The organism is Catellatospora paridis (assembly GCF_009720365.1).
GTDB lineage: Bacteria > Actinomycetota > Actinomycetes > Mycobacteriales > Micromonosporaceae > Catellatospora > Catellatospora paridis.
Map to the genome: position 1 here is coordinate 803073 of NZ_ML769312.1, position 26747 is coordinate 829819.

The window sequence follows — 26747 nt, forward strand, 5'->3', positions numbered from 1 at the left end:
GCCGTGGCCCGTGACTTCTACGACGTGCTCGGGGTGTCGCGCAGCGCGTCCGCCGACGAGATCCAGCAGGCTTTCCGCAAGCTGGCCCGCAAGTACCACCCGGACGTCAACAAGAGCCCGGACGCCGAGGAGAAGTTCAAGGAGATCAACGAGGCGTACCACGTGCTGCACGACCCGAAGCAGCGCGGCCGCTACGACCGGTTCGGCGAGGACTTCCGCAAGGTCCCCGAGGGGTACGAGGAGATGGCCGGCGCGGGCGCGGGCGGTTTCCGCGGTCGCGGCGCTGGCCAGGGCGGCTTTCCCGGCGGCGGGTTCCCGGGTGGCGGCTTCCGCGGCCGGGACGCCGGGGAGCCGTTCTCGTGGTCGTACGAGGGCGGCGACGTCGACCTGGAGGACCTGCTCGGCGGCATGTTCCGCGGCGGTGGCCGGGCCAGCGGGCGGGGCGCGGGCCCGATCCCGGGCGCGGACCAGGAAGCCGAGCTGCCGCTGTCCGTCGAGGAGGCCTACCAGGGCGGCAAGCGCACCATCACGCTGTCCGGGGCGGATGGTCCGCGCAGCTACGACGTGAACATCCCGGCCGGGGTCACCGACGGGCAGCGCATCCGGCTGGCCGGGCAGGGCGGCCAGGGCCGCGGCAACGCCCCCGCCGGGGACCTCTACCTGGTCGTGCGGCTGGAACCGCACCAGCGTTACCGGCTCGACGGCCGCCACATCCACGTGCCGCTGCCGGTGAGCCCGTCCGAGGCGGCGCTCGGCGCGACCGTGGAGCTGGCGACACCCGGCGGGCTGACCAAGGTCACGGTGCCGCCCGGCACGTCCAGCGGCAAGCGCCTGCGCCTGCGCGGGCAGGGCATGCCGCACCGTCGCGGCGAGCACGGCGACCTCTACGCCGAGGTGCGGATCATGGTCCCGGGCAGTCTGAGCGACCGCGAGCGCGAGCTGTACGAGGAACTGGCCAAGGCGTCCACCTTCGACCCGAGGAGCGCCAGATGAAGGTGTACGCGCTCGCCGTGCCGTCCCGGCTCAGCCTGGACCGCTTCGCCCGCGAGGCCCGCCTGCACCCGGTGCTGGTGCAGCGGTATGTCGCGCTCGGCCTGCTCGACGCGACCCGCGACGCGGGCGGGGGCCTGTGGTTCTCCCCCACCCAGCTGCACCAGGTGGCGCGGGTGCAGCGGCTGCACGCCGACCTGTCCCTGAACTACACCGCGATCGGCCTGGTCATGGATCTGCTCGACCGGGTCGAGGAGCTGCAGACCGCACTGCGAAGGAGCGAGCGCCGTGGACATGAACAAGCTGACGCAGAAGTCGCAGGAGGCGCTGCATGACGCGCAGACGATCGCGCTGCGGATGGGCCACACCGAGGTCGACGGCGAGCACTTGCTGCTGGCCCTGCTGGACCAGCCCGACGGGATCGTGCCGCGGCTGATCGCGCAGACCGGGGCCGACCCGGCCCGGCTGCGCGGCGAGGTCGAGCAGGACCTGCAGCGCCGGCCCAAGGTCAGCGGGCCGGGCGCGCAGCCCGGGCAGGTGTTCGTGACGCAGCGGCTGTCCCGGGTGCTCGACACCGCCGAGCGCGAGGCCAAGCGGCTCAAGGACGAGTACGTGTCCACCGAGCACCTGCTGATGGCTCTGGCCGACGAGGGTTCGGCGTCGGCGGCCGGGCGGCGGCTCAAGGAGAACGGGGTCACCCGGGACGCGTTCCTCGCCGCGCTGACCCAGATCCGCGGCAACCAGCGGGTCACCTCCGCGATGCCCGAGGTGACCTACGAGGCGCTGGAGAAGTACGGGCAGGACCTGGTCGCCGACGCCCGCGCGAACCGCCTCGACCCGGTCATCGGCCGCGACGCCGAGATCCGACGCGTCATCCAGATCCTGTCCCGCAAGACGAAGAACAATCCGGTGCTCATCGGTGACCCCGGGGTCGGCAAGACCGCGATCGTGGAGGGGCTCGCCCAGCGCATCGTGCGCGGGGACGTGCCCGAGGGCCTGCGCGACAAGACCGTGTTCGCACTCGACATGGGCTCACTGATCGCCGGCGCCAAGTACCGCGGCGAGTTCGAGGAGCGGCTCAAGGCCGTGCTCAACGAGGTCCGCGCCGCCGAGGGCCGCATCCTGCTGTTCGTCGACGAGCTGCACACCGTCGTCGGGGCGGGCGGCGGCGCGGAGGGCGCGATGGACGCGGGCAACATGCTCAAACCCATGCTGGCCCGCGGCGAACTGCACATGATCGGCGCGACCACCGTCGACGAGTACCGCAAGCAGATCGAGAAGGACGCCGCGCTCGCCCGCCGCTTCCAGCAGGTGTTCGTCGACGAGCCGACGGTCGAGGACACCATCTCCATCCTGCGCGGGCTGCGCGAGCGCCTCGAAGTGTTCCACGGTGTGAAGATCCAGGACTCGGCGCTGGTGGCCGCGGCGACACTGTCGCACCGGTACATCACCGACCGGTTCCTGCCTGACAAGGCCATCGACCTCGTGGATGAGGCCTGCGCCCGGCTGCGTACCGAGATCGACTCCATGCCCGCGGAACTCGACGAGATCACTCGCCGGGTCATGCGCCTGGAGATCGAGGAGGCGGCCCTGGCCAAGGAGACCGATCCGTCGAGCCTGGCCCGGCTCGACCAGCTCCGCCGCGAACTGGCCGACCTGCGCGCCGAAGCCGACGCCAAACACGCCCAGTGGGAGAGCGAACGCCAGGCCATCCGCCGGGTCCAGGACGTACGCGAGGAGCTGGAACGGCTGCGGCACGAGGTCGAGGAGGCCGAACGCGCCTACGACCTCAACCGGGCCGCGGAGCTGCGCTACGGCCGCATCGCCGACCTGGAACGCCGGCTGGCGGCCGAGGAGCAGAAACTCGCCGACCGGCAGCAGGGCCAGCCCGGCCTGCTCCGGGAGACCGTCACCGAGGACGAGATCGCCGAGATCGTGTCCGCGTGGACCGGCATCCCGGTGTCCCGGCTGCAGGAGGGCGAGCGCCAGAAGCTGCTGCGCCTCGACGAGATCCTGCACGAACGCGTCATCGGCCAGGACGAAGCCGTCCAGGTCGTCGCCGACGCCATCATCCGCGCCCGCTCCGGCATCAAGGACCCGACCCGGCCCATCGGATCGTTCATCTTCCTCGGCCCCACCGGCGTCGGCAAGACCGAACTCGCCAAGACCCTCGCCGCGGCCCTGTTCGACTCCGAGGACAACATCGTCCGCCTCGACATGAGCGAATACCAGGAACGCCACACCGTCAGCCGGCTCGTCGGCGCGCCGCCCGGCTACGTCGGCTACGAGGAGGGCGGCCAGCTCACCGAGGCCGTACGCCGCAAGCCGTACTCCGTGGTGCTGTTCGACGAGATCGAGAAGGCACACACCGACGTGTTCAACACGCTGCTGCAGGTCCTCGACGACGGCCGGATCACCGACTCGCAGGGCCGCACCGTCGACTTCCGCAACACCGTCATCATCATGACCTCCAACATCGGTGCCGAGTATCTGCTGGAAGGGTCCGATGCCGACATCTCCGAGCAGGCCCGTGCGAAGGTGCTCGGCGAGCTGCGCGGGCACTTCCGGCCGGAGTTCCTCAACCGCGTCGACGACATCGTGCTGTTCCACCGGCTGACGCTGCCGCAGATCGAGAAGATCGTCGACCTGCAGTTCGAGGACCTGCGCCAGCGCCTGGGCGAACGCCGGATCAGCCTCGACCTCACCGAGGACGCCCGCAAGCTCATCGCCGAGCACGGCTTCGACCCCGTCTACGGCGCGCGGCCGCTGCGCCGCTACATCGCCCATGAGGTCGAGACCCGGATCGGCCGCGCCATCATCGCCGGCGACCTGCGCGAGGACGCCGTGATCCACGTCGGCGTGCGCGACGGCGAATTGGCGGTAACCTTCGACGCGGCACCGGCTTCGCAGCTGGCGGAGGCGGGCGCGGGAACGGGAGCTCGATGATGGCACAGGCACCGCAGCAGGACACCCGGGCCGACCTGGTCGCCTGCCCGCACTGCGGCAAGCGCAACCGGCTGCGCGCCGCCGCCGCGGGGATCGCCCGCTGCGGGAGCTGCCGCGGCATGCTGCCGTGGCTGACCGAGGCCACCGACCGCGACTTCGACGCCGTGGTCGTGCGCTCGTCGCTGCCGGTGCTGCTGGACCTGTGGGCGCCGTGGTGCGGGCCCTGCCGGATGGTCGCGCCGGGCGTGGAGAAGGCCGCGCAGGTGTACGCCGGAAGGTTGAAGGTCGTCAAGGTCAATGTGGACGATTCGCCGGAGACGGCAGCCCGTTACCAGGCCCAGTCGATCCCGCTGCTGCTCCTGCTGAACGGCGGCGAGGTGGTGGCCCGGCAGCTCGGCGCGGTCCCGCCGGACGCGCTGCTGCAGTGGGTGGAGCGCTCGCTGCCCGCGGCGAAGTGACGCCGCAGGCCGGCACCGGCCCGCCGCACGGATGAGGTGGCGGGCCTCGCCACCTCATCCGGCGCAGGACCCGAGAGCCTAGCGCGACAGCCAGTCGGTGACGATGGCGTCGACCTGCGCAGCGTGCGCGGTCTGCGGGGCGGCTTCGAGGCCGGGCTCCTCGGCCAGCGCATGGCCCATACCGGGGATCGCGACCAGCGACGATCCTTCCGGCAGTGCCGCCCACAACCGCTGCGCCGGGTCGCGGAAGCCTTCCCGGTCGTCCTCGTCGCCGATCACCATCAGCAGCGGGCGCTCGATCTCCGCGGCGCGGGCCACGAAGTCCAGCCGGTCCGCGACGGCACGGCTCTCGTCGGTCCAGGCGTACGGCATCCCGAACATCCGCGAGTTCGCGTCGACCAGGGCCGACAGCTGGACCGCGGGGCTGACCAGCGCCACCCGCTCGACCTCCACGGCCGTCTCGGTCAGCAGCCGCAGCGCCGTCATCGACCCGATCGACCCGCCCACCACGCTGAGCGGGCCGTGGGCGTCCAGCAGCGAGCGCAGCTCGGCCAGCGCGGCCGGGAACTCCGCGACCGCCTGCCGGGTCAGCGGCTCGAACACGTTCATCACCGCGTCCTCCATGGCGAGCTTCATCAGCGCCTCCGGGCCGCCGGGCAGCATCCGGTCGCCGGTCATCGGCAGGCCCAGGTACACCCGCCAGGCGTGCAGTCCGTTCAGGGGCAGGGCGGCGGCCATGGCGACCTCGCTGCGCGGCGGGTCGAGCAGGTGCCACGCCACGACCAGCGGCGCGTCCGGGGTCGGGTCGGCGGGCGGCAGGGCGATGTACGGCACTCCGGCCGCGGTTCCTCTGAGCGTCATGTCCACCAGTCAAGCCCGCCGGCCGCCCGGCGTCGAACAACTGTACCGATCTATTGGACAACCGTTGGTTGTCAGGCCAGGCTGTGCCCTGTGGATCTCGATCTAGCCCAGGTTCGGGCGTTCGTGCGCGCCGCCGACGAGCTGCACTTCGGCCGCGCCGCCGCCGCGCTGTACCTCACCCAGCAGGCCCTGTCCAAACGGGTGCGGCGGCTGGAGGAGACGGTCGGCGCCACGCTGTTCGTACGCGGGCGCGGGCCCGTCGAGCTGACCGGGGCCGGGGTGAGGTTCCTGCCGCACGCCAGGGAGCTGCTGGTGCTCGCCGCTACGGCGGCCCGGTCGGTGCGCGGCGAGCCGCTGCCGCTGAAGGTGGACGTGTGGGGGCCGGTGCACCGGCCGCTGAGCCTGCTCGGCGAGCTGGTGTCGGCGTACCCGGACCTGCTGCTGGAGCTGAGCATGCGCCGCAGCCTCGGCTCGGCGCTGGACGCGGTGGCCCGCGGCGACCTCGACGTCGCCTGGGGACGGACGCACGACCTGGGCCGCCCCTGGCCCGCCGGGCTGCGGCGGCGGTTGGTGTGCCTGGAACCGATCGCGGTCGGGGTGCTCGCCGGGCATCCGCTCGCCGAGGCCACCGAACTCGGCGCGTCCGAGCTGCGCGAGTACGGCCTGTGGATCCCGTTCGAGGACCGGCCGCCGGAGCTGACCGGGCTGCTGCGCGCGTACGCGGCCGCCCTGGACGTACCGATCACGGGCACCGCGCTCAACCTGGGGGTCGAGCACACGATCGCCGACCTGCGCCGTCATCCGCGCCGGGTCACCCCGCTGGGCGCGTGGTGGCAGCTGCCCGCTGACGTCGTCCGGATCCCGCTGCGCCCGACGCCGTACCTGCCCTGGTCGGTGGTCTGGCGGGCCGACAACCCGCACCCGCTGCTCCCCCGGCTGCTCAAGCTGCTGCCGGGGCCGGGCACGGTCCGGTTCGACCCGGACCGCGACTGGCTGCCCGAACCGGACCGCGCCGACCTGCCCCGCACCGCCGTGCGCGCGGCGTGATCGGCACACTATACAGATTGACTGTATATACAGACCGTCTATATTGCTGTCATGACGATGCAGGAACCCACGTTCTTCATCCTGACCGCCCTGGTCCGCTCCCCCTTGCACGGATACGGCGTCATGCAGGCCGTCGAGCAGCTGTCCGGCGGGCGGGTCGCCCTGAAGGCGGGCACGCTCTACGCCGCCCTGGAGCGGCTGACCGCGACCGGGCTGATCGTCGTGGACCGCGAGGAGGCCGTGGCCGGGCGGCTGCGCCGCTACTACGTGCTGTCCGACGACGGCCGCGCGGCGCTGGAGGCCGCGGTGGAGCGGATGCGCTCCGACGCGACCGTCGCCGCGACCCGCCTGCGGGAGGCGTTCGGTTTCGGCGCGGCGGTGCGGCATGCCTGAGCAGGACCAACTCGAACGCTCCTACCGCCGCCTCTTGCGCGCCTACCCCGGCCACTACCGCCGCGAACGCGGGCTGGAGATCCTCACCACACTGCTGGACGCGGCCAAGCCGGGACAGGTCCGGGCGACGCGCGACGACGCGGCACACCTGATCCTGTCCGGACTGCGGTTCCGCCTCGTGCCGCCAGGCTGGGCTGCCAAGGTCGCGGCGGGCGTCGCGGCGCTGTGGCTGGCGACCGTGCTCAGCGGTATCGGCGCGTACCTCGCCTGGGGCTCCTCGTCGGCCGATCCGCACGTCCTCGACGATCCCAAGCTCGCGGCCCTCGCCGACGCGCTCGTCGGCCGGCCACCGACCTTGATCACATCGGACGACAGCGACCTGCTCGTACTCACCCTGAACTACCGGGGCAGGATGTTCTACGACCTCGACGCGGAAGCACTGCCCGGGGTGAAGCCGGCGCCGGCCGACCATAACCGCGCCTATGAGTTCGAGACGACCCGTGGCGTCCTGGACGACGCACACCGGCGGCTGCGGGCCGACGGCTGGCAGACCGGTGCCATCACCGGGCCGGACCGTGGCCGCGGCACGTTCTGGGCCACCCGCGACGGACTACTGCTACGCATGGCGGAGGTGCGCTCCAGTCGTGGGCCGTCGTCGGCGAATGTGGACATCTACCCCGTCGAGCCGAGTGGTGTGCCCGCCGGTGCGCTCGCCGGGTTCGCCGTCGGACTGCTCCTGGCCTGGCCGGTGATGACCTCGCTGGCCCACCGCTGCCTGCGTGTCCCGAACCGGGACCGGCTGCTGGTCCTCCTGTTCGGACTGCCGGCCCTGCTCGCCTGCTTCGCGAACGCGTTGGACAACGTGGTGAGCACGGCGGTGAGGGGCTCAGGCAGCGTGCTGCTCGCCGTCGACCACATCTATCCATTGGCCAACCTGGTCGCGAGCCCGCTGGCCGCGACCATGATCACGGTCGGCCTGGCGGGCTGTGTCGCCGTCCTCGTCATCGTGCCGTGGCATCGACGACACTTGCGAATCGGCGCGGCGTCACCGAACCCGGCGGTCGCCAGGGGCTGAATCGGGCCCCAGGGCCGCACGCGTCAAGCAAGCGGGCAGCCCCGGTCCGGGCACCGCTGTCAGACAGTCAGCTCGGCCAGCAGGCGGGCGCGGACGCCGTCCGGGTCGGGGCGGCCGGAATGCCAGGTGCAGGCGAGGTCGACGGCGGCGACCCGACCGGTGGCGCGCACCCGGCGCGCGGCCGCGACCACCCCTGCCGTCGTGGGGCCGCCGCGTACCGGGAACCGCAGGTCCGGCAGCTCCGCCGCGTCGATCACGTCGAGGTCGAGGTGCAGCACCAGCGGGCCGGGCGGCAGCATTGCCTCGTCCAGCTCGTCGACGCCGCAGCGGCGTACGGCGGAGGTGGCCAGGTAGTCGGCCTCCGGCGGGTCCAGGTCGCGGGCGTCGACGAGCAGTGCCCGGTCCTCGGCCAGCGGGCGCAGGCCCAGCCGTTGCGAGATCAGCTCCGGCCGGTAGCCGACGAGGATCCGCAGCGGCATGCCGCCGACATAGCCTGACGCGGTCGTCTCCAGGGTCTGCACGTCGCCGTGCGCGTCGAACCAGACGATGCCCGCGTCCACACCGGCCTGCTGCAGGCCCGCCATGGTGCCGAGTGACACGGTGCAGTCGCCGGACACCACCGTCGGCGTCTCGCCGCCCTGCACGCACTGCGCGACCTGCCGGGCGACCGGCTCGTAGAGGTGGCCGAGCCGCGACCACACGTCCCCGCCGGGAAGTTGCTCGGTCACCGTCCTGACGGCATGGCCTTCGGGCAGCGGGAAGTCGTGATCGGGCAGTCGCTCGTCGAGGTGGTACGGCACGAAGATGATCGTCACGGAGCCACGGTACCGGCGGCGTCCGGCTCTGTACGGCTGCCGTCCACGTGGTGGTCCCCGCCGAACAGCCGGTCGAGGTGGTACGTGAGGATCGCGAGCGCCGCGTCGCCGTCCCGCTGACCGCCGAGCACGCTGGAGCCGAGGCCGTTGGTCAGCGCCAGCAGTCCCGCGGCGACGGTCGGTGCGTCCAGGCCCGGGTCAACCTGGCCGGTCTGCTGGGCGGCGCGCAGGTGCCCCGCGAGGAAGCGTTCCAGCGCGTCGGGATAGCTGGTGCCGTGGTCCGCGGCGAGCTGCGGCTCGTCGAGCACCAGCGTGTAGTACGCGGCGTAGGTCCTGGTCAGCCTGCGGCTCTCCGCGTCGGTGGGCAGGATCGCGGTGAGGGTGCCGTAGACGAGGCTGCGCGGGGTGGGCGGCAGGCCGAGGGCGCGGATGTGGGCCTCCACCCGCGCGGACAGCTGCTCGCCGAGGTAGGCCAGCGCGCCGAGCAGCAGTTCCTGCTTGGTGTGGAAGTAGTACTGGACGAGGCGCAGGGAAACCCCGGCCTCCGCGGCGACCTCGCGCATGCTCGCCGCCTGCAGGCCTCTGGTGCTGGCGATACGCAGCAGGGCCTCGCCGATCTCACGGCGTCGCAGGTCGTGGTCCACGCGCTTGGGCACGGTGCTCCATCCAGTCAGGCCTGTTCAGTCGGCCTATCATGCACGACAGTTTTGATGATACGCTCGTATCATCAAAACTCGCGGCGATCGGAGGCAGCACATGGCCGAGACTCGGCTCAGTGCGTTCACCAGTGACAACGCGCGCACCAAGTTCTTGGCGGTCTACCAGCGCACGTTCGATCGGGTCTGGCCCGCCGATCACGATCGCCTGGACGTGCCCACCTCCTTCGGCGTCACCCGGGTGTACCGGACCGGGCGACCCGACGGTGATCCGTTCGTGCTGCTGCCGGGCGCGGGCGGCAACACGCTGGGGTGGCACCGGCACGTGACGGCATGGGGCAGGCAACGGCCGGTCATCGCGATCGACCCCGTCGGCGAGCCCGGGTGCTCCACTCAGGACAGGTCCTTCGCGGACGGCCGCGACCTGGCCCACTGGCTCGACGAGGTGCTCGCCGCCCTGTACATCGACCGCGCACACCTCGTGGGCTGCTCCTACGGCGGCTGGGTCGCCCTGCAGCACCAGCTGCACGCGCCGGGCCGGGCCGCCACGGTCACGCTGCTGGACCCGGCGGGATTCGGCCGGATCACCAAACGGTTCATCCTCTGGGTGGTCCTGGGCGGGCTCGCCGGACTGATGCCCCGCCCGCTGCGCCGTCGTGCGGCCGGGTGGCTGCGCAACGCCACGCTGCTCGACGACGATCTCATGGGCATGGCGCTCGTCTCGACCGGCTTCCGGCGACGGCTGCCCACGCCGCCCCCGCTCACCGACGACGAACTGTGCCAGGTCACCGTCCCGACGCTGGCCCTGCTCGGCGAGCGCAGCCAGATGTACGACGCCGCCCAGGTGGCAGCACGCATCCGGGCCCTGATGCCGGCCGCGCACGCCGAGGTCGTCCCCGACGCCGGACACGACCTGCAGGTGCACAGCCCGCACCTGGTCACCGACCGAACCGCGGAGTTCGCCGCACGGGTCGAGGCCGCGTCCCGCGCAGCCTCCGAGCGTCCCGCCGAGCCGGCCTGACGCAAGCCCCGCAGCCGGTGACCTCAGCCGAGGGCGGCGACCAGGCGCTCGCCGTCCGGCCAGGGGCCGTAGCCGTCGGCCGTCTCGATGTGGCCGGCGTCGCCCGCGTCGTGCAGCTCCGCGCCCCAGTCCGCGGCGTACTGCTCGAACTGGGCAAACGTCGTATAGGGATCGGTGCGGCTGGCGACCAGGATCGTGCGGAACGGCAGCGGCTCGCGGGGCACGGTCCCGAAGACGGAATCGGAGGGGCGATCCGGACCTGGCGACCATAGAGGGTCGATGTACGGCGGCGTGACCAGCAGCGCGGCGCGCACCGGGCCGACGTGGCGGGCGGCCCAGGCGACCGTGGTGATGCACCCGGCGCTGTGCGCGATCAGCACCGCGGGTGCGGTGTCGGCCATGACGGCCTCGTGCAGCGCGGCCACCCGCTCCTGCACCGTGTACGGCGGGCCGGGAGGGTACGGCGCCCACCGGTACTCGGGATGCGCGTCGGCCCAGCGCCGCTGCCAGTGCTCCGGGCGGGGGATGCCACGCCCCGGGACCAGCAGGTGTCGGGCCGCCGGCCGATCCTGCCCGCCGCCCGTCACGCCGCGCCGGCCGGTCGCGTGCCGAGCAGGTCGGTGAGCCGGCCGCTGCGCAGGGATTCGATGTCGCCGCCGTTGTCGAGGGCGACTTCGAGCAGCGTCGCCAGGCTCGTGCCGTACAGCCAGACCTCGGCCGGGTCGTCGGCGAACGTGTAGTTGCGCAGGGTGATCCCGTTGCCGAACTCGCTGAGCACCTCCGCGACGCGGCACACCACCCAGTGGCTCACCTCCTCCGGCCACCGGTGCACCCAGCAGACGCTGCGCCCGTCGGGCAGGTCGAAGACCGGCGTCACGGAGTAGCCCCAGTCCAGGCTCGCCTGGCGGGGCCAGTAGGCCGGGGCCAGCCGCCAGGCGCCGCCGAACAGGGTCGCCGACGACATTCGCTGGTACAGCGCGACGACCTCGGCGGGCCCGTGCCAGTCCGGGCGGCCGGGCGGGGCCGTGACATGCTCGCGTTCGATCCGGTCCAGCAGGTTCTCGATGTCGGCGCGAGCGGGGGCCAGGTGCCAGCCGGCCACCGGGCACAGCGCGCCGGCCGGGTCCTGTGCCACGGCGACGACACCGCCGTGCAGTGCCACGGCGCGGAGTCCGTTCTCGACCTGGTCCGCGACGTTGACGACCACCCGGGACAGCGTGGCGGGGACGTTCGCGGGTCGTACGCCGGGTCCGAAGTACAGGCCGCCGTCGTCTGTGACGCCACGCGGCTCGTCCAGGGGCAACTCCAGCAGCGGGTTCGGCCGGTCGGGGGAACCGCGCTCGTTCACGTACGGGAAGAGCCGCGCGATCCAGCCGGTGGCGACCGAAGCGCCGTACGCGTCGGCCGGGTTGTAGATCCGCTGCCAGAACGCCGGGTCGGCCTCCCCACGGGCGGCCAGCACGAACTGGTCGGCGATCGGAGCCAGCGAGCGGTGCCAATCGCCCAGCCCGAAGCGCGGCAGTTCGTCGATCCGGGCGCGGATCGTGCGCCAGTCCTGCTCGGTGCCGGTCAGCGTGATCGAGGGAATGCCGCACCCGATGTACATCCAGAGGCTGAAGTACGGCGAGTACGCGTCCAGCAGCACCACCCGCGCGGCGGTGCGCTCGACGTCGGTGCTGGTGGTGAAGTCACAGGCGAACAGGGCCGCGTCGGACACCTCGGCGTCGAGCAGCTTGGCGTACTGCGCGACCAGGTGCCGCCACGAGTCCGCGTCCTGCGGCATCGGGCCGTCGAGGGTGATCGCCAGTTCCCGCCGTCCGGTGTGGTTCACCAGCAGCGGCCGCAGCTCCTCGGCGTGCAGCCGGATGTGCTGCGCGAGACCCTGGGTGACGGTCAGCCACACCACGTCCGCGGACAGCACGAGGGGCCGGTGCTCGGCGAACGCCCGGCCGACCGCGTGCAGCAGCGGGTGCACACCGTTCGGGGCCAGCACCGCCAGGTCCGGGTCACCGCCGATGGCGAGGGCGTCGGGAAACAGCTCCCGCAGCGGCACGGTGGGCAGCGGTTCGGCTGCCGGCACGACATCGTCCACCGGAAAGATCACCACATGCCGACATTACCGTCCGGCGGACGACCGCGCTGTCCCGAGACGTCGTCCCATGGCGAGCGCAGTTGGTGCACCAACAAGGATCGCGGACCATCCGATCAGGAGTCGGTGCCGTCCCGGTGGGCGTGCGCGGCCTGCTCGACCCGCTCCCGGTAGGCGGCCCACCACTTCGGATCGGTCTCGGGCAGGTTGGAGCCGCCCGCGGACAGGCCCGCGGCGCCGTCGATCGACTCTCGTACGATGTCGGCCTGCCCCGCGTGCCGATGCGTCTCGGCGATCATGTGGATCAGGATCTGGTGCAGCGTCACCTCGCGGTTGCCCGGCCGCCACCACGGCACCGTGCCCGGCGCGTCGAGGTCGAGCGCGTCGATCGTGGCGTCGGAGTGCGCCCAGATGCGCTGGTACAGCTCGACGTGGTGGGCACGGGTCTCCTCGGCGGTGGCCCACATGTCGGCGTTGGCCTCGGCGTCGGCGGCGAGATACGGGATCGCCTCCGGGAACGGACGGCCGAACACGACGCCGAGATACTCGGCCTCGACGGCGGCGGTGTGTTTAACGAGCCCGAGTAGGTTGGTCGCGGTCGGGGTGAGCGGGCGGCGGATGTCGTACTCGCCGAGCCCGTCGAGCTTCCAGAGCAGCGCGTCGCGCCCCTCCTGCAGGTACCGCTTCAGGGTGTCCTTCACCCGGGGGATGCTAACAAGATCCCGACGCGGCCGATGACCCCGGCGGCTAAGTCCGTTCCGGCTGGACTCGGGCAGTCGCGGTGCCGGCCAGGTAGACCGCCATGCCGGCGGCGACCAGCAGCGCGCCGAGCGGCGGGATCGCGGCCAGCCCCCACGCGTCCAGGGCGAACGCGCCGGTGAGCGCCCCGGCGGCGACCCCCGCGTTGTAGGCGCTGGCGTTGATGCCGGAGGCCTGCTCGGTGTGGTCGGGCGCGACCCGCAATGTGGCGGCCTGCATGAAGATCGGCAGCAGGCCCATGCCGCACCCGAACACGATCACCGCGGTCACCGCCGCCCAGGTCGCGGTGCCGTTCAGCCAGAGCAGCACGAGTCCGCTGAGCAGCACGCCGACCGCCGTGACGATGCCGGCCCGCAGCCGCCGGTCGGCGACCCAGCCGGCGATCGGCAGCATGAGCGTGCCGGCCACCCCGTTGGCCAGCAGCACCGGTGCGATCCCGTCCTCGCTGATCCCGGCGCGGTGCAGCAGCGGAGCGGTGTACGTGATCATCATGTAGGTGCCCAGCATGGTCACCGCGGTCATCGCGACGATCGGCGAGAAGTTCGGCACCCGCAGCACGTCGCGCATCCGGGAGCGCACCGCGGCGCTGCTGCCGGGCACCTCGGGCAGCAGCCACCACGCCAGCAGCGTCAGCACGACCGCGACACCGGTCAGCACGGCGAAGGTGGCCCGCCAGCCGACCGCGGTGCCGAGGCTGGTGCCCGCGGGCAGGCCGATCAGCACCGCCATGCTGCCGCCCGCGGAGACGACGGTGACCGCCCGCCCGATCCGGTCCGGGGTGACCAGCCGGGCCGCGAACCCGCTGACCACCGCCCAGAACAGTCCGTGCGTGATCCCGCCGAGCAGCCGCGCGGCGAACGCCACGGGATAGTTCGGGGCCAGCACCATGACCGCGTTGCTGGCCGTGTACGCGGCCAGCGACGCGACCAGCAGCGCCTTGCGCGGCATCCGGGCGGTCAGCGTGCCCAGCGGGGCCGCGAACAGCGCCACCATCAGCGCGTACCCGGTGACCAGCAGCCCCAGCCGGGACTCCGACACCGCCAGGTCACGGCTCATGCCGAGCAGCAGGCCGGTCGGTGTGAGCTCGGTGGTCACCGAGATGAAGACGGCCGAGCTGAGCAGCAGGAGCGACGGCCATGGGCCGGGTTTGCGCATCACGTGCCGCATTTTGTATCGCCGGTGAACAAATTCGCAATCGAGATCGACGGTCGAATCGTCCGATCACCGGACGACGACGGCTGCCGGAACGGCGCTCAGAGCCAGCCGGACTCCGGCCAGCACGACCAGTGCGTGTTCGGCGCGTGCGTGGGCCGGTAGGCGGTCACATCGCCGGTGGCGAACACCTGCGCCAGCTGCGCGAACGTCTCGGTCTCGCTGGGCAGCTGGTCGTGGCGGTCCGGGTCGCGGTGCCACCACTGCTCCAGCACCATGATCCGCGGCAGGTCGGCGGGCAGCCGGTGGCGCAGCTCCTCCTCGTCGGCCAGCAGCAGGTCGCGATGCTCGGGCACGAGCCGCCGGAACACGTCCTCCAGCGGCTCGCCCTGGGTCGCGTCGACCTCCAGCGCCTGCCCGCGGACCACGACCGGCGGGCGGCCGCCGCGCAGCTGCTCGGGCCGATCGTGGTCCTCCAACTGGTACATGTTGTCGACACGCGTCAGGAAGTCGCCGTGCCCGTAGCCGGGCTCGCCCTCGGTCAGGCAGTTGCCGAAGCAGTGCAGCACGTCGATGACGTTGCCGGCGCGCGGGTTGTAGCCGACGAGCTCGATCACCAGCGCCCAGCGCTTCTCGTCGCGGAACGCGTGCAGGCGGCCGTCGATCGCGTGGTAGTAGCCGTGCTCGGGGTCCGGGAAGTCGAACCCCTTCGCGGCGCGGTCCAGCTGCGCCAGCACCTCGTCGGACGTGATCACGGGCGCAGACGGTACACGGACCGGGCGGCCCGGTGCAGTCGGCCACGCGGGCAACGTGCGGCCGATCACGGGGCGTGGGCGCGACCGAGGGCGGTCAGCGCCAGCACACCCTGCCCGGACACGCGGGTGTGTGTGCCGAACGTGCTGGGGTCGACCGACGTCAGCGCGGCGATGTCGGTGGCGTAGCAGACCTCCGGCAGCGCGTACCGCTCGTACAGTTCGGCCCGGCGGGCCATGACGGCGTCGGCGTCGGCCGGATCGATCCCGTCGAACGCCTCCGGCGGGAGGTCCTCGTCCTCGTCGGGCAGCCGGTAGCCGTCCTCGGCCGGATGGGACCCGATTCGCTCGCCCGTCCCGGTCTCGTAGTAGCGCTGCACCTCGCCCCCCTCGGCCAGACACCACATGGTCCACGGGTCGCCGCAGCTCATGCCGTAGAGGTGGGCCGCGCCGAACCGGGCGCTGAGCCGCGCGCACAGGGCCTGCGCGCGGCGCGCCCACGAGCCCTCGGCGAGGTGTGCGGAGCCCGGCACGTCGCCGAACACCAGCGTCCAGCCGTCGAGCACCGGGGTGACGTACACGCGGGCGGGGCGGCGGTGGTCGTCGCGGTCCCACGAGTGGTGGTCGCGGTTCCACGCGGACTCCCCCTGCCGCATGGTGACCGGCACCGGATCGGACAGGTCCAGCCCGGTCAGCACGGCGGCCTGGTCGTCGGTGCTGATCGCGAGCCAGGTCCCGCACAGGTGCACGGGGCGCGCAGGCGACGTCGGCGCGCGGCCGGTGTCGTCACGGCGCGGACGGTCGTCGCGGATGGAGGGGATCCGCATAGGACACCACGTTACGTCGAACCGCCGACAGATCTTCAGATACGCAGGTCACGGTGCGGGCCGGGGGCGCGTCACGCCTCCCCCGGCCCGCGCGGTTCACAGGCCCGACGAGTAGAAGCCGCTGACCTCGGACGCGGTCAGCACCCGGCTGTAGACGCGGAACGAGTCCACCGCGCCGTCCAGGTACGGGTCGCTGTACTGCGAGCGGCCGATCCAGTTCTGGGTGGTGCTGCCCAGCGACGCCGGGCTCAGCGTCATCGCCGAGTTGCGGGCCACCTCGGCCCCGTTGACGTACAGGATGCCGACGCCGCCGCCGACGGTCACCGCGACGTGTGTCCACACGCCCGTGGGCAGCGCCGACGGGGCGTTGATGCGCTGCTCGCCCCCGGACCCGGAGGTGGTGATGGCAAACCGGGCCGTGCCGGAGCTGCTGCTCGGGACCAGGAACATGTTCGCCGTCGTGCCGGTGCCGAAGTCGAACAGACGTGCCCAGTTGGTGACCGCGTCCAGCCGCACCCAGGTGGCGATGCTGACCGCGCTCGCCCCGGCGAGGATGCCCGACGGCAGCGACACGTACTGCGAGCTGCCGCTCAGGTTGACCGCGTTGCCGGTGCGCCCGGCGACCCAGGTCGCTCCCCCGGCCGTGGTGGCCGTCCTGCCGTTGCCGGTGGCGTCGGCCGCGGACGTGCCGGAGGACTCGTTGAACAGGTAGTGCGCCACGAATGCGGGCAGCGGGTTGGTCGTGGTGACGTTCCAGTAGACGGTGTAGCGCTGGCCGTGCATCTTGTAGAACGGCAGCAGGGTCACCGTGCCGGTGGACGCGGTCGCGGTGAACTGCAGCGGCGTGGACGTCGCGGCGATCGACGACGCGGTGAGGGTGGGCAGGGCGGACAGGTTGGTGCTGCCGTACGCCCCCGCGAGCACGATCGGGCCGTACTTGACCGCCTGCGTGGTGGCGCTGTCCGGGGTGGCCTCGCGCACCAGCGCCATCGGCAGCGCGACGTCGACCACGTCACCGGTCGCCCAGGTGCGGTTGACCACGGCGTACGACCCAGGGGTGATCCCGCTCTGCAGCGTGCCGTTGACCCGGATCGTCGCGCCCGTGGCCCAGGCGGGCACCCGGATGCGCATCGCGAACGTGCCCGACCCCGCGGTGATCGTGAGCTTGCTGGACGGCGCCTCCGGGAACGTGGTGTCCTGCCGGACCGTGACGCCCTTGGCCGACCAGTTGAGCTGCGAGGCGACGAACAGGTTGACGTACAGGTTGTCGCCGGAGTGGAAGTAGATGGTGTCGCCGAGCTTGGTGTTGGTCTCCATGCCCGTGCCGTGGCAGCAGGTGAAGTTGCTGTAGTCGTTGCTGTAGGTCTTGATGCCCCCGGCCCGCAGCGGGATGTAGTAGCTGTGGAAGCCGTGCGAGGAGTTCGGGTCCTGCGCGCCGAGCAGGTGGTTGTAGAGCGCCTTCTCGTAGAAGTCCATGTAGTCGGCGCGGGCCGGGTTGGTGAAGAACAGCTGCCGGCTCAGCTTGAGCATGTTGTAGGTGTTGCAGCACTCGGCGGTGTTGTCGGACAGCTCGCTGGCGATCCGATTGGGGGCCTTGAAGTACTCGCCGTTGGAGTTGGCGCCGATGGCGTAGGTGTGGCGGCTGACCACGATGTCCCAGAAGTTGCGGGCGATGTCGAGGTAGCGGGTGGTGCCGGTGGCGTGGTACTCCCGAATCGCCCCGATGGCCTTGGGGATCTGTGTGTTGGCGTGGTAGTTGTTCAGCGCGTCGGTGTTGGCGGCCAGGGGGTCGAAGACCTCGGCGTGGTCGAAGTGCTGCGCGGCGGTGAGGTGGTTGCTGTTCTCGGTCAGCTGGTACAGGTTGGCCAGCACCTCGTTCATGCCGCCGAACTCGGTGTCGAGCATGTTCTGCCGCTGGGTCTGGGTGAGCCGGTCGTTGCGGAACTTCACCCACGACGCCATCGCGGTGAGCACGGTCAGCGCCTGCGCGTTCCCGGCGAGCAGGTGCATGTCCAGCAGCCCGGCCATGATCTTGTGGAGGGTGTAGTACGGGGCCCAGACCTGCTGGCGGGCCTCGACGCGGTCGATGAAGCTCTCCGGATACGCCGACAGGTAACCGGTGTTGTAGCCGGCCGTCGTCGCGCGGGCCTGGCAGATCGCCAGCTGTGCGACGAGGTAGTCGCCCTTGGTCTTGAAGCTGGCGGTGCCGGTGCTGGCGTACGCCTGGGCCAGGCCGGTGAGCACGTGGCCCATCGAGTGGCCGCGCAGCTCGGTGGTGGGCGACTCCCAGCCGCCGCACGCGGTCGCCGAGGAGCTGAGGCCGTAGTTGAGGCGGAAGGTGTGCAGCAGCCGGTCGGCGTCGAGGAAGCTCAGGTAGCTCTGGGTGCGGCCGGTGTTGGCCAGGAACGGGCCGGACAGCAGCGTGACCGCGCCGAGCGGGAACGGGTACACGGATACGCCGATGTCGGTGCGGGCGGCGTGGGCGGGCGACGCGGGCAGGCTGCCGGCGACAGCCGCGGCCGCGGCGCCGACCGCGCCTGCGCGCAGCACGGTACGGCGGGACAGTGCGGACATCGATTCGCCTTTCTCTCAGACGGGGCGGTGAGAGCGACGAGTCCGGCGCATCGACGATGTCCTACGAAAACCATTTCGGCAAGATGTCCGGCCGATTACCCTTCCTCTCGAAACGTTTCGAAACCCCGGCCGTCGACGACGACCTGATCGGGCACCACCCCTGCCGACGACCCCGCCGCTCGCAGCCTCGACAAGCGGTTTGACGTGATCGACTGAGATACAGTGCGGCGTGTCGTTCACTCCTCGGGCCGCGTGGGCAGATGCGCCGGACCCGCTGCAAGCGGCCGTCGCCGACGCGCTCGGCACCGTCGTCGCCGACCACACGGATCTGCACGGTGGCATGTCCCCCGGACCGGCCGCCGCACTGCGGCTGGCCGACGGCCGCACCGTGTTCGTCAAGGCGATGTCGACCGAGGTTCGCGCGCACAATCACCTGCTGGTCCACCGCGAGTCGGCCGTGTTGGACCTGTTGCCGCAGTCCGTGCCCGCCCCGCGCCGCCTCGCAACCGTCGCATGGGGACCGTGGATCGCGCTGGTCACCACCTGGGCCAGCGGAGCAGCCGGAGGGCTGTGGACCGACGCGTCGATCGACGCCGTCGCGGACGCGTGCCGGACCACGAGTGTGCACCGGGCACCGGACGGGTTGCGACCGGTCGTTGAGCGGATCTTCGACTTCGACGGCTGGGAACGGGTCGTCGCGACCGGGCCGACAGACGAGTGGGAGATGGCGTACGCGGACCGGGCCGCCGATCTGGCCGCGGGCTGGGAGCGGTGGACGGCCGGCGACGCCCTGGTCCACCGGGACATCCGCGCCGACAACACAGCGGTGGACCCGGCGACCGGCACGGCGACGCTCCTGGACTGGGCCTATGCCGCCGCCGGAGTTCCGTGGCTCGACCTCGCCCAGCTGGCCGCGGACATTGTCGGTACCGGCCACTGTCTCGGCGGGCAGGCCGCGACGGATCGCGCGTACCTGCTGATCCAGACCTTGCCCACCGATGCCGCGCGTTTCGTGGTGGCCCTGACCGGCATGTGGCGGATCCGCGCGGCGACGACCCAGGACGCCTCGCTGCCGACGATCTCGACCTGGCGCCGCGAGCGCGTGCAGGCGCTGCGCCCGCTGGTGACCCGTCTCATCACCGATCTCACCGGCACGGCCTGAACTGCTGGTCGGCCGCACCGGCCACATGCCGACCGCTCGGCAGCGGGATGATCCACCTGCCGGCGGCGGGTTTCCGGCGACGTCTAGATTGTGCCGGTGACGCTGCTGCTCAAACTCCTGCTGGCGCCCACCTTGGTCGTCGGCTCCTCGCTGGCCGGGCGGCGGTGGGGGGCGCAGGTCACCGGTGTGCTGGTGACGCTGCCGATCGTGGCGGGACCGATCCTGCTGATCACCTGCCTGGAGCACGGCACCGCGTTCGGGGCCGCGGCGGCGTCGTCCTCGCTGCTCGGACTGGTGACGCTCGCGTTGTTCGCGGTCGTGTTCGCCTGGTGCTCGCGCCGGCTGCGCTGGCTCGGCGCGCTGGCGGTGGCATGGGCGGCCTGCCTGGCCGCGGACCTGGTCGTGGCGCAGGTGACCCTGCCCGCCTGGTGGGGCCTGCCGGTGGCGCTCGCCGGGATCGCGGCCGCATCGCGCGCCTTGCCGACGGAGGCGGCCTCGACGGGCGCACGCCCGGCGACCGCGTGGCCGTGGTGGGACCTGCCCGGCCGGGCCGCAGCGACCGCGACCCTGGTGGTACTGGTGACCACGCTGTCGAGCGCGCTGGGGCCGGCGATGACCGGGGTGCTTGCCCCGTTCCCGATCGCCACCAGCGTGGTGGCGGCGTTCGTGCTGGCCCGGCACGGTTCGGCGGAGACGGTGCGCACCCTGCGCGGCGTGCTGGCCGGTCTGGTGGGTTTCGCGATCTTCTGTTTCACCGTTGCCGTGCTGGTCAACCGGTGGGGCGTCGCGACTGCGTTCGGGTTCGCGCTGGCCGTGACGGTGGTCGGGCAGTTCGCCTGGCTGCGCGTCAACCGGTCTGGTCGGCCGCTGCGGTGGCGGTTCAGCCGCGCAGCCAGCGCCGCCAGGAGGCGGGGGTGACCGGGGCGGTCGCGTTGTCCAGGGCCCAGCGCAGGTAGCCGGCACGCAACCGGACCAGGCCGTCCAGGCTCCGCTCGGCCGATTCGATGATCATGCGGACCGTGGGCTCGTGCAGCGTACGGGCGATCTTGAGGTAGCCGAGGTCCTCGCAGCGGTGCTCCCGGCCGATCGCGGCCGAGAGCAGGCCCAGCAGCTCGGCGTGGGTCTCCACGGTCGGCCCGTCGACGGCGAGGGTGCGCAGGATCTGCCGCTTGGCCGGCCAGCTGCGGGCGTGCTCGGCCCACTCCTGCGGAAAGTCGGTCTCCCAGCGCAGGAAGAGCACGGCGAACCGGGCGAACGGCGCACGCTGCTCGGCGGTCTCCGCGGCCAGGTAGTGCCAGATCGGTGCGGCGAACATCCGGGCGTGCACGTCGCGCTTGGCGGCCTCGGCCTGGTCGTGCTCGGCGACCAGGCGCGGATCGGGGCGCTCGGCGTCGTCGCCGGTGCGGGGGCGCACGATGCGCGACCAGGAGTGCAGGCGGGCCCAGTCGTCCTGGTAGCCCCGCTCGCGCTCGATCGCGGCCCGTCGCCGCTCGGCGTCCGGATGTACGACGTCGAAGGCCCAGGTGAAATCTGCCAGCTGCTCTGCCTGCACGCGGCAAGATTGCCAGCTCAAGGGGCTTGTCGCCAAGAAATCGGCACGCACTGTGAGCCGACACCGCCGATCAGCGAACCGAGCGAGATGAGGCAACTACGCTCCGTGCTCGGCGTGTCGCCCGCGTATGGTGGACGGGGGCTGCCCGCATCGCGTCGGTGACCCCCGGCGCGACTCCTGACCGGGGGTGAGGGGGTTGCGGACCGCCAGACGCCGCAACCCCCTCTGCTCTCAGACCGCCGGGCGACGGCGGCGGGCCAGCCGGAACAGGCCCGCGCCGAGGGCCAGCACGAGCAGGCCGATCCCGACGAGCGTGGTGACCTTCGCGCCGGTGACGGGCAGGCCGCCGCCCTCGCCGCCGTCGGCGGGCGGGAACACGCCCGGGAACACCGTGTTCGCCTTGCCCAGGCGCAGGAACACGGTCTCGCCGGTGGCGTCGTCGATGCCGTCGTTGTCGGTGACGGCGTACACGTTGCCGTCACCGCCGACGGTCAGGCCCTCCAGCTTGTCCTGGGTCCAGCCGTGACCGGCCCGCAGCGCGGGCAGCACGTCGACGGCGAGCTTCTTGGTCACCGGGTTGACCCCCGCGCCGAGCGTGGCGGGCACGTCGAAGGTGTACACCTTCTTGAGCTTGGCGAGCTCCCCGCGCTGGTTGTCGCGCTCGATCACCGCGAACGTGTCCGCGTCGAGCGCCACCAGCTCGGACAGGCCGATCCAGGCACCGGTCTGCGCGGCGTCGAGCGGGTAGCCCAGCCACGCCCAGTCACCCTCGGTGACCCGGTAGCGGCCGATGCGGGCGGTGCCCTTCTCGCCGGTCAGCTCGCGCTGCACGGCGACCCACACGGTCTCGGTCGCGCCGGAGCCGGTGACCGCGACGCCTTCCAGGCCGTTGCTGCCGAGCTTGGCGGTGATGTCGGCGGGCAGCGGCACCTCCTGCTGCACGGCGCCCGCGGCGTCGATGCGCACCAGCTTGTTCTCCGGGCCCTTCGCGCCCTCCACGGCCAGCCAGAAGCCGCCGCCGGGCCGGGTGGCCAGGCCCTCGGCGTCCAGCGCGACGCCCTCGCCGTCCTTGGTGACGGTGACATCCTTGGTGATCACGGCCGGGGTGGCGGCGGTGTCGATGGCGAACAGCCGGGTCGGCGCGTACACGCTGTCGCTGACGCCCCACAGCTTGGCGGGCTCGCCGGTGGCCGGGGTCAGGCCGGACAGCGCGCCCCAGGCGATCGGCAGGCCGCCGGACTTCGCCGAGACCAGCGACGGGTACGCCGGAGCCTGTCCGAACTTCGCGATGGTGACCGCCCCGCGCAGCCCGTTGTCCGGGTCGTCCAGCTCACTGGAGATCACGACGAGGCCGCGCGACGGCACCGCGATGACCCCCTCGGGCTCGTTCGCGGTCGGGATGAGCTGGACGAACTTCGGGTGGGCCGGGTCGGTGACCTCGTACACGGCGGTGAAGTTGCCGCGCTCGGCGTTCACGAACAGGTACGGCTTGCCGCCGAACACGCCCGTGGCCACGTTCTCCGGCTCCACGCCCTTCGCGTCGGAGCGCTTGTCCGGGTAGATGCCGTGCGTGACGGCGAGGTGCTCCAGGCTGTTGCCGGCGTCGAAGACGACCTTGCCGGTGGTGTCGAAGACGGTCCAGCCGCGCGAGCCGCCCTGGTAGTCGCCCTCGTTGGCGGTGGCGAACCGGTCGGTGCCCAGCCACACGACGCCGTCGGGCTCGCGCCGGGCGGTGATGCTGCCGGTCAGGCTGATCCGGTCGTCGTCCTCGGTGTCGACCGCGGAGACGGTGACCTGCCCCGCGCTGAAGTGCTTGTCGACCTTGCCGGTGGCCAGGTCGACGATGGCGAGGTGGTTGTTCTCCTGCAGGGAGACCACGGCCTTGCCGGCGCTGTTGATCGAGACGTACTCCGGCTCCGGGTCGGTCGGCGCGACCTCGGCCAGGCCGGTCAGCGCGACGGTGCGCAGCGCCCAGTCGGCCACGGCCGGCTTGACGTCCACGACCGACAGCCACCCGGCGGGCTCCTGCGGGATCTCGCCGTCGTCGACGTCCTCGTCGCGCTCGTTCTCGATGGCGACCGCGACGAACCTGCCGTCGGGCGAGACCGCGACCGAGTCGGGCTGGCCGCCCAGGTCGATGCTGCGCTTGACCGAACGGGTGGCCACGTCGACGACGAGCAGCTCGCCGTCCGGGTGGGTGAAGTCCGCGCCGGTGCTGACCGCGACCAGGGCGTACTCGCCGAGCACGGCGACCGAGGTCGGCGAGCCGGGCAGGCCGAGCACGCCCGCCGGGGCGGGGGCGTCCGGGTCGGCGATGTTCACGAAGCCGATGCGGTCACCGGAGGCGTCGGTGTAGATCACGGTCTTGCCGTCGGCGCTGACGGCCGAGATCTCGGCCGACGCGGCGTCCGCGGCGGAGGTGTTCAGGTATACGGGAAAGGTCGCTGTGCGGCTGAACGTCTGCGGCGAGTCGGCGGCCTGCGTGGGGCCGCCGCTGAGCAGGAGCGCCGCGGCGAGACCGGCGGCGCCGGCTCCCGCGATCGCCCGGGTGGGGAAGGACATCGAGGCTCCAAACCAAAGGCTGATGTGGTCTTGGTATCGAGCACGGCTGACCGGCTGGAGTTGATCAGGTCAACGCGAAGTGAACAGCCGCCGACCGGCCACCCGCTACCGCGGTATGACCTGCGTCCGGCACCCGGGTATGACGACCGCCACGCCGGCGCGCCGTAGGCTTCGGCCGGTGGAGAGTGCGATGCGGCGGCCCGGCGGGCAGGTGTTCGGCGACCTGCGCCGGTTGTTCGTCGGCGCGGACTACCCGCCCGCGGCGTCGCCGAGCCGCCGGTGGCTGCGCATCCGGACACTGCTCGCACCGGTGCTGCTGCTGGCGCTGATCAGCCTCACCAGCGCCGCGTACGAATACATCAGCGACAACCGCAACCTGTCCAACGGATGGTCGGTCCTGCTGGCCGCCGCGGGGACCGCGCCCGCCGCGCTGATGGTGTTCCGGCCGCTGCTGGCCTGGCGGATCGGCTTCGCCGCGCTGCTGTTCGGGCCGGCCGGCTTCGCCGCGACGGAGTCGTGGCCGTGGAACCCGGTGCAGATCCTGGCCTTCCTGGCGGTGCTGTGGTTCGTGGCGCTGCGCGCCGACGCGGGGGTGAGCGCCTGGTGCTGGCTGCTCAGCCTGCTGCCGGTGTGGCTGTACGTGCCCAACCGCGCCAACGCCTGGGGCGTGACCGTGCTGCTGGCCGCGATCATGCTGGTCGGCGATCAGGTGCGGCGGCGGCGCAGCAGCCAGCGGGCCCTGGCCGAGCAGGCCGAACGCAGCGAGCTGGAGCAGGCACGCCGCGCGGTGCTGCAGGAACGCACCCGCATCGCCAGGGAGATGCACGACGTGGTCGCGCACTCGATGTCGATGATCGCGGTACGCGCCGAGACCGCGCCCTACCGCGTCCCCGAGCTGACCGGGCCCGCCAAGGACGAGTTCACCGAGATCGCCGCGTCGGCGCGCACCGCGCTCGACGACATGCGCCGCCTGCTGTCGGTGCTGCGCCAGGCCGACGACCCGGCCCTGACCGCGCCCCAGCCGGGGCTGGCCGAACTCGGTCCGCTGGTCGACGACGCGCGGGCCGCCGGGGTGGACGCGAACCTGGCGATGGAGCTGCCGCTGCGGCCGGTGGGTGAGGCGGCGGCCCTGACGGCGTACCGCATCGTGCAGGAGGCGCTGGCCAACGCGGCCCGCTACGCGCCCGGCGCGCGGATCGACGTGTCGCTGGCCGCCGACGAGCACGGCCTGCGGGTGCTGGTGCGCAACGGACGCCCGACCGGACGTCCGGCCCGGCCGCCCGGCGCCGGTCACGGTCTGGTCGGGATGCGGGAGCGGGTCGCCATCCTGGGCGGCGAACTGAGCACGGAGGCGACCGGCGACGGCGGGTTCGCGGTGACGGCGCTGCTGCCGGACGGAGGAGTGCATTGATCAAGGTCCTGATCGTCGACGACCAGGCCATGGTGCGGCAGGGATTCGGGGCGCTGCTGGCCGCGCAGCCCGACCTGGTGGTGCTCGGCGATGCGGCCGACGGTGCCGAGGGCGTGGCCGCGGCCCGCCGGCTGGACCCGGACGTGGTGCTGATGGACGTGCGTATGCCGGTGATGGACGGCCTGGAGGCGACCCGGCGGCTGGCCGGGGGCGAGCGCCCCAAGGTGATCATTCTGACGACGTTCGACCTCGACGATTACGTGTACGAGGCGCTGCGGGCCGGGGCCAGCGGCTTCCTGCTCAAGGACGCCCCGGCCGCGGACCTGATCCACGCCGTGCGCGTGGTGGCGGGCGGGGAGGCGCTGCTCGCCCCGTCGGTGACCCGGCGGCTGATCGCCGAGTTCGCGTCGCGGCCCCGCCCCGACCGGCCCCGGCCGGTGTCGCTCAACGCGCTGACCGCGCGGGAGACCGAGGTGCTGCGGCTGATCGCGCGCGGTTTGTCCAACCAGGAGATCGCGGAGCTGCTGGTGCTCGCCGAGCAGACGGTGAAGACCCACGTGAGCCGGGTGCTGGGCAAGCTGGGACTGCGCGACCGGGCGCAGGCGGTGGTGCTGGCGTACGAGTCGGGTCTGGTCGCAGCCGGGGAGTAGTACGGCGGTAGCGGCGCACGAATGGCTCCGCAGCGCGACGCCCGCGCGGCTGCCCGCCACGCACGGTGGCGCTCATGCGTTCGAGATTCCTCTCCGTCGGCACGGTCAGCGCGCTCGCGCTGGGCCTGTTCGCCACCCCCGCGGCCGCGCCGCTGCCCGACGCCGTCGACTTCGCGCAGGCCGCGGCCGCGATGACCGCCGCGGGCGACCCGTTCGCCGGGTGGGCCGCCGAAGGCCGGCGGTTCCTGCTGTTCGACCCGGCCGGTGACGGTCTCGCCGTCGAGGTCCTGGGTGACCTGTCCACCGCGGACCGGGTCGCGGTGCTGGTGCCCGGCGTCGGCACGACCGTCGCCGACTTCGATCGCGGGCTCGGCGGCGTCGCGCGCCGGGCCCCCGCGGTGCAGGCCCGGCAGCTGTACGCGGAGCTGCGACGCCAGGCGCCGCACGCCCGCGTGGCAGTGGTGGCCTGGCTCGGATACGACCCGCCCGACGGCTGGGGACTGGACGTGGTCACCGAGTCCAGCGCTGCGGCGGGTGCGGCGGCGCTGACCCGGTTCGTCGCTCGCCTGGTGCGTGAGCGCCCGGCCGTGGCGATCACGCTGGTCGGGCACAGCTACGGCTCGACCGTGCTGGGCCTGGCCGCGAGCGCGCTGCCCGCGCAGGTCGGCGACCTGGTCGCCGTCGGCAGCCCCGGCATGGGCTACGACCACGTACGCGACCTGGGCACCCCTGCCCGGGTATGGGCCGCCGAGGCGCCCACCGACTGGATCCGCCGCGTCCCCGGCGTACGCGTGCTGGGCCTGGGCCACGGCACCCGGCCCGGCACCGCGGAGTTCGGCGCACGGCTGCTGCCGACCGTCGGCGTGAGCGGCCACGACGGCTATCTGGACACCGGCAGCGCCACCCTGCCCGCCCTGGCCGGGGTCGTCCTCGGCACGTTTGTCGCGTAACGGCTGTATCGTCGTATTTCTGGTCCGTGGCCCGGCCTTCTTTGT

General features: G+C 72.4%; 25 protein-coding genes. 13 read left to right on the forward strand and 12 right to left on the reverse strand.

Annotated features, from left to right (window positions below):
* Positions 1-3: 3 nt before the first annotated feature.
* The 4 genes from F9C41_RS03620 to trxA are packed head-to-tail and all read left to right on the forward strand — an operon-like array spanning position 4 to position 4394.
* Positions 4-993: a DnaJ C-terminal domain-containing protein gene (locus F9C41_RS03620; protein WP_155385104.1), complete on the forward strand. Its 990-nt coding sequence runs from the start codon at positions 4-6 to the stop codon at positions 991-993.
* The gene (locus F9C41_RS03625; RefSeq protein WP_120321065.1) at positions 990-1325 is read left to right on the forward strand and encodes a chaperone modulator CbpM; all 336 of its coding nucleotides are present in this window, start codon (positions 990-992) and stop codon (positions 1323-1325) included. Before F9C41_RS03620 ends, F9C41_RS03625 begins: the two co-directional genes overlap by 4 nt.
* A complete protein-coding gene (clpB, locus tag F9C41_RS03630) occupies positions 1279-3936 on the forward strand; it encodes an ATP-dependent chaperone ClpB (protein ID WP_155385106.1) in 2658 nt (885 codons plus the stop codon). The genes F9C41_RS03625 and clpB overlap by 47 nt, the downstream gene beginning before the upstream one ends.
* Positions 3936-4394, forward strand: a complete 459-nt coding sequence (trxA, locus tag F9C41_RS03635) for a thioredoxin (protein ID WP_155385107.1) — start codon at positions 3936-3938, stop codon at positions 4392-4394. Before clpB ends, trxA begins: the two co-directional genes overlap by 1 nt.
* A 78-nt stretch (positions 4395-4472) precedes the next feature.
* On the opposite strand, the gene F9C41_RS03640 is transcribed toward trxA, so the two are convergent.
* Positions 4473-5255 carry an alpha/beta hydrolase gene (locus F9C41_RS03640; protein ID WP_155385108.1) on the reverse strand — a complete coding sequence of 261 codons (783 nt, stop codon included), beginning with the start codon at positions 5253-5255 and terminating at the stop codon, positions 4473-4475.
* 90 nt (positions 5256-5345) lie between these two features.
* Between F9C41_RS03640 and F9C41_RS03645 the strand changes: the two genes are divergently transcribed.
* The 3 genes from F9C41_RS03645 to F9C41_RS03655 are packed head-to-tail and all read left to right on the forward strand — an operon-like array spanning position 5346 to position 7770.
* Positions 5346-6302 (forward strand): LysR family transcriptional regulator, encoded by a 957-nt coding sequence (locus F9C41_RS03645; protein WP_196279603.1) that lies wholly within the window; start codon positions 5346-5348, stop codon positions 6300-6302.
* Between the two features lie 51 nt (positions 6303-6353).
* Complete coding sequence (locus tag F9C41_RS03650) at positions 6354-6695, forward strand: PadR family transcriptional regulator (RefSeq protein ID WP_230689265.1); 342 nt, start codon at positions 6354-6356, stop codon at positions 6693-6695.
* Positions 6688-7770, forward strand: coding sequence for a hypothetical protein (locus F9C41_RS03655; RefSeq protein ID WP_155385112.1), 1083 nt, complete (start codon positions 6688-6690; stop codon positions 7768-7770). Before F9C41_RS03650 ends, F9C41_RS03655 begins: the two co-directional genes overlap by 8 nt.
* Positions 7771-7829: 59 nt before the next feature.
* Here the strand turns inward: F9C41_RS03655 and F9C41_RS03660 are convergent, their stop codons facing one another.
* Positions 7830-8585: an arginase family protein gene (locus F9C41_RS03660; RefSeq protein ID WP_230689266.1), complete on the reverse strand. Its 756-nt coding sequence runs from the start codon at positions 8583-8585 to the stop codon at positions 7830-7832.
* On the reverse strand, positions 8582-9241 hold the full coding sequence (locus tag F9C41_RS03665) for a TetR/AcrR family transcriptional regulator (protein WP_155385114.1): 660 nt from the start codon (positions 9239-9241) through the stop codon (positions 8582-8584). The genes F9C41_RS03660 and F9C41_RS03665 overlap by 4 nt, the downstream gene beginning before the upstream one ends.
* A 100-nt stretch (positions 9242-9341) precedes the next feature.
* Between F9C41_RS03665 and F9C41_RS03670 the strand changes: the two genes are divergently transcribed.
* Positions 9342-10262, forward strand: coding sequence for an alpha/beta fold hydrolase (locus F9C41_RS03670; protein WP_155385115.1), 921 nt, complete (start codon positions 9342-9344; stop codon positions 10260-10262).
* A gap of 23 nt (positions 10263-10285) precedes the next feature.
* Here the strand turns inward: F9C41_RS03670 and F9C41_RS40575 are convergent, their stop codons facing one another.
* The 7 genes from F9C41_RS40575 to F9C41_RS03705 form a co-directional block, all read right to left on the reverse strand.
* Entirely contained in the window at positions 10286-10849 is a 564-nt protein-coding gene (locus F9C41_RS40575) for an RBBP9/YdeN family alpha/beta hydrolase (protein ID WP_196279604.1), read from the reverse strand.
* Positions 10846-12369, reverse strand: a complete 1524-nt coding sequence (locus tag F9C41_RS03680) for a DUF4419 domain-containing protein (RefSeq protein ID WP_155385118.1) — start codon at positions 12367-12369, stop codon at positions 10846-10848. Before F9C41_RS03680 ends, F9C41_RS40575 begins: the two co-directional genes overlap by 4 nt.
* 98 nt (positions 12370-12467) lie before the next feature.
* Positions 12468-13052, reverse strand: coding sequence for a DinB family protein (locus tag F9C41_RS03685; protein WP_230689267.1), 585 nt, complete (start codon positions 13050-13052; stop codon positions 12468-12470).
* Between the two features lie 46 nt (positions 13053-13098).
* A complete protein-coding gene (locus F9C41_RS03690) occupies positions 13099-14265 on the reverse strand; it encodes an MFS transporter (protein WP_230689321.1) in 1167 nt (388 codons plus the stop codon).
* A gap of 98 nt (positions 14266-14363) precedes the next feature.
* On the reverse strand, positions 14364-15017 hold the full coding sequence (locus tag F9C41_RS03695) for a DUF7003 family protein (RefSeq protein WP_230689268.1): 654 nt from the start codon (positions 15015-15017) through the stop codon (positions 14364-14366).
* 65 nt (positions 15018-15082) lie between these two features.
* A complete protein-coding gene (locus F9C41_RS03700; RefSeq protein ID WP_155385123.1) occupies positions 15083-15841 on the reverse strand; it encodes a hypothetical protein in 759 nt (252 codons plus the stop codon).
* 96 nt (positions 15842-15937) lie between these two features.
* Positions 15938-18415 carry a glycoside hydrolase family 127 protein gene (locus tag F9C41_RS03705; protein ID WP_155385125.1) on the reverse strand — a complete coding sequence of 826 codons (2478 nt, stop codon included), beginning with the start codon at positions 18413-18415 and terminating at the stop codon, positions 15938-15940.
* Positions 18416-18644: 229 nt separating this feature from the next.
* Between F9C41_RS03705 and F9C41_RS03710 the strand changes: the two genes are divergently transcribed.
* Entirely contained in the window at positions 18645-19577 is a 933-nt protein-coding gene (locus F9C41_RS03710) for a phosphotransferase (protein ID WP_155385127.1), read from the forward strand.
* A gap of 96 nt (positions 19578-19673) precedes the next feature.
* The gene (locus F9C41_RS03715) at positions 19674-20495 is read left to right on the forward strand and encodes a hypothetical protein (RefSeq protein ID WP_196279606.1); all 822 of its coding nucleotides are present in this window, start codon (positions 19674-19676) and stop codon (positions 20493-20495) included.
* Here the strand turns inward: F9C41_RS03715 and F9C41_RS03720 are convergent.
* Both F9C41_RS03720 and F9C41_RS03725 read right to left on the reverse strand, forming a co-directional pair.
* A complete protein-coding gene (locus tag F9C41_RS03720) occupies positions 20458-21129 on the reverse strand; it encodes a hypothetical protein (protein ID WP_155385128.1) in 672 nt (223 codons plus the stop codon). The two genes, F9C41_RS03715 and F9C41_RS03720, sit on opposite strands and share 38 nt — an antisense overlap.
* Positions 21130-21360: 231 nt before the next feature.
* Positions 21361-23691, reverse strand: coding sequence for an esterase-like activity of phytase family protein (locus F9C41_RS03725; RefSeq protein ID WP_155385130.1), 2331 nt, complete (start codon positions 23689-23691; stop codon positions 21361-21363).
* 178 nt (positions 23692-23869) lie between these two features.
* Between F9C41_RS03725 and F9C41_RS03730 the strand changes: the two genes are divergently transcribed.
* From F9C41_RS03730 to F9C41_RS03740, 3 genes are all read left to right on the forward strand, one after another.
* Positions 23870-25102, forward strand: coding sequence for a sensor histidine kinase (locus F9C41_RS03730; protein ID WP_230689269.1), 1233 nt, complete (start codon positions 23870-23872; stop codon positions 25100-25102).
* Entirely contained in the window at positions 25099-25752 is a 654-nt protein-coding gene (locus F9C41_RS03735; protein ID WP_155385132.1) for a response regulator, read from the forward strand. Before F9C41_RS03730 ends, F9C41_RS03735 begins: the two co-directional genes overlap by 4 nt.
* 74 nt (positions 25753-25826) lie before the next feature.
* Positions 25827-26702, forward strand: coding sequence for an alpha/beta hydrolase (locus F9C41_RS03740; RefSeq protein WP_155385134.1), 876 nt, complete (start codon positions 25827-25829; stop codon positions 26700-26702).
* Positions 26703-26747 lie beyond the last annotated feature (45 nt).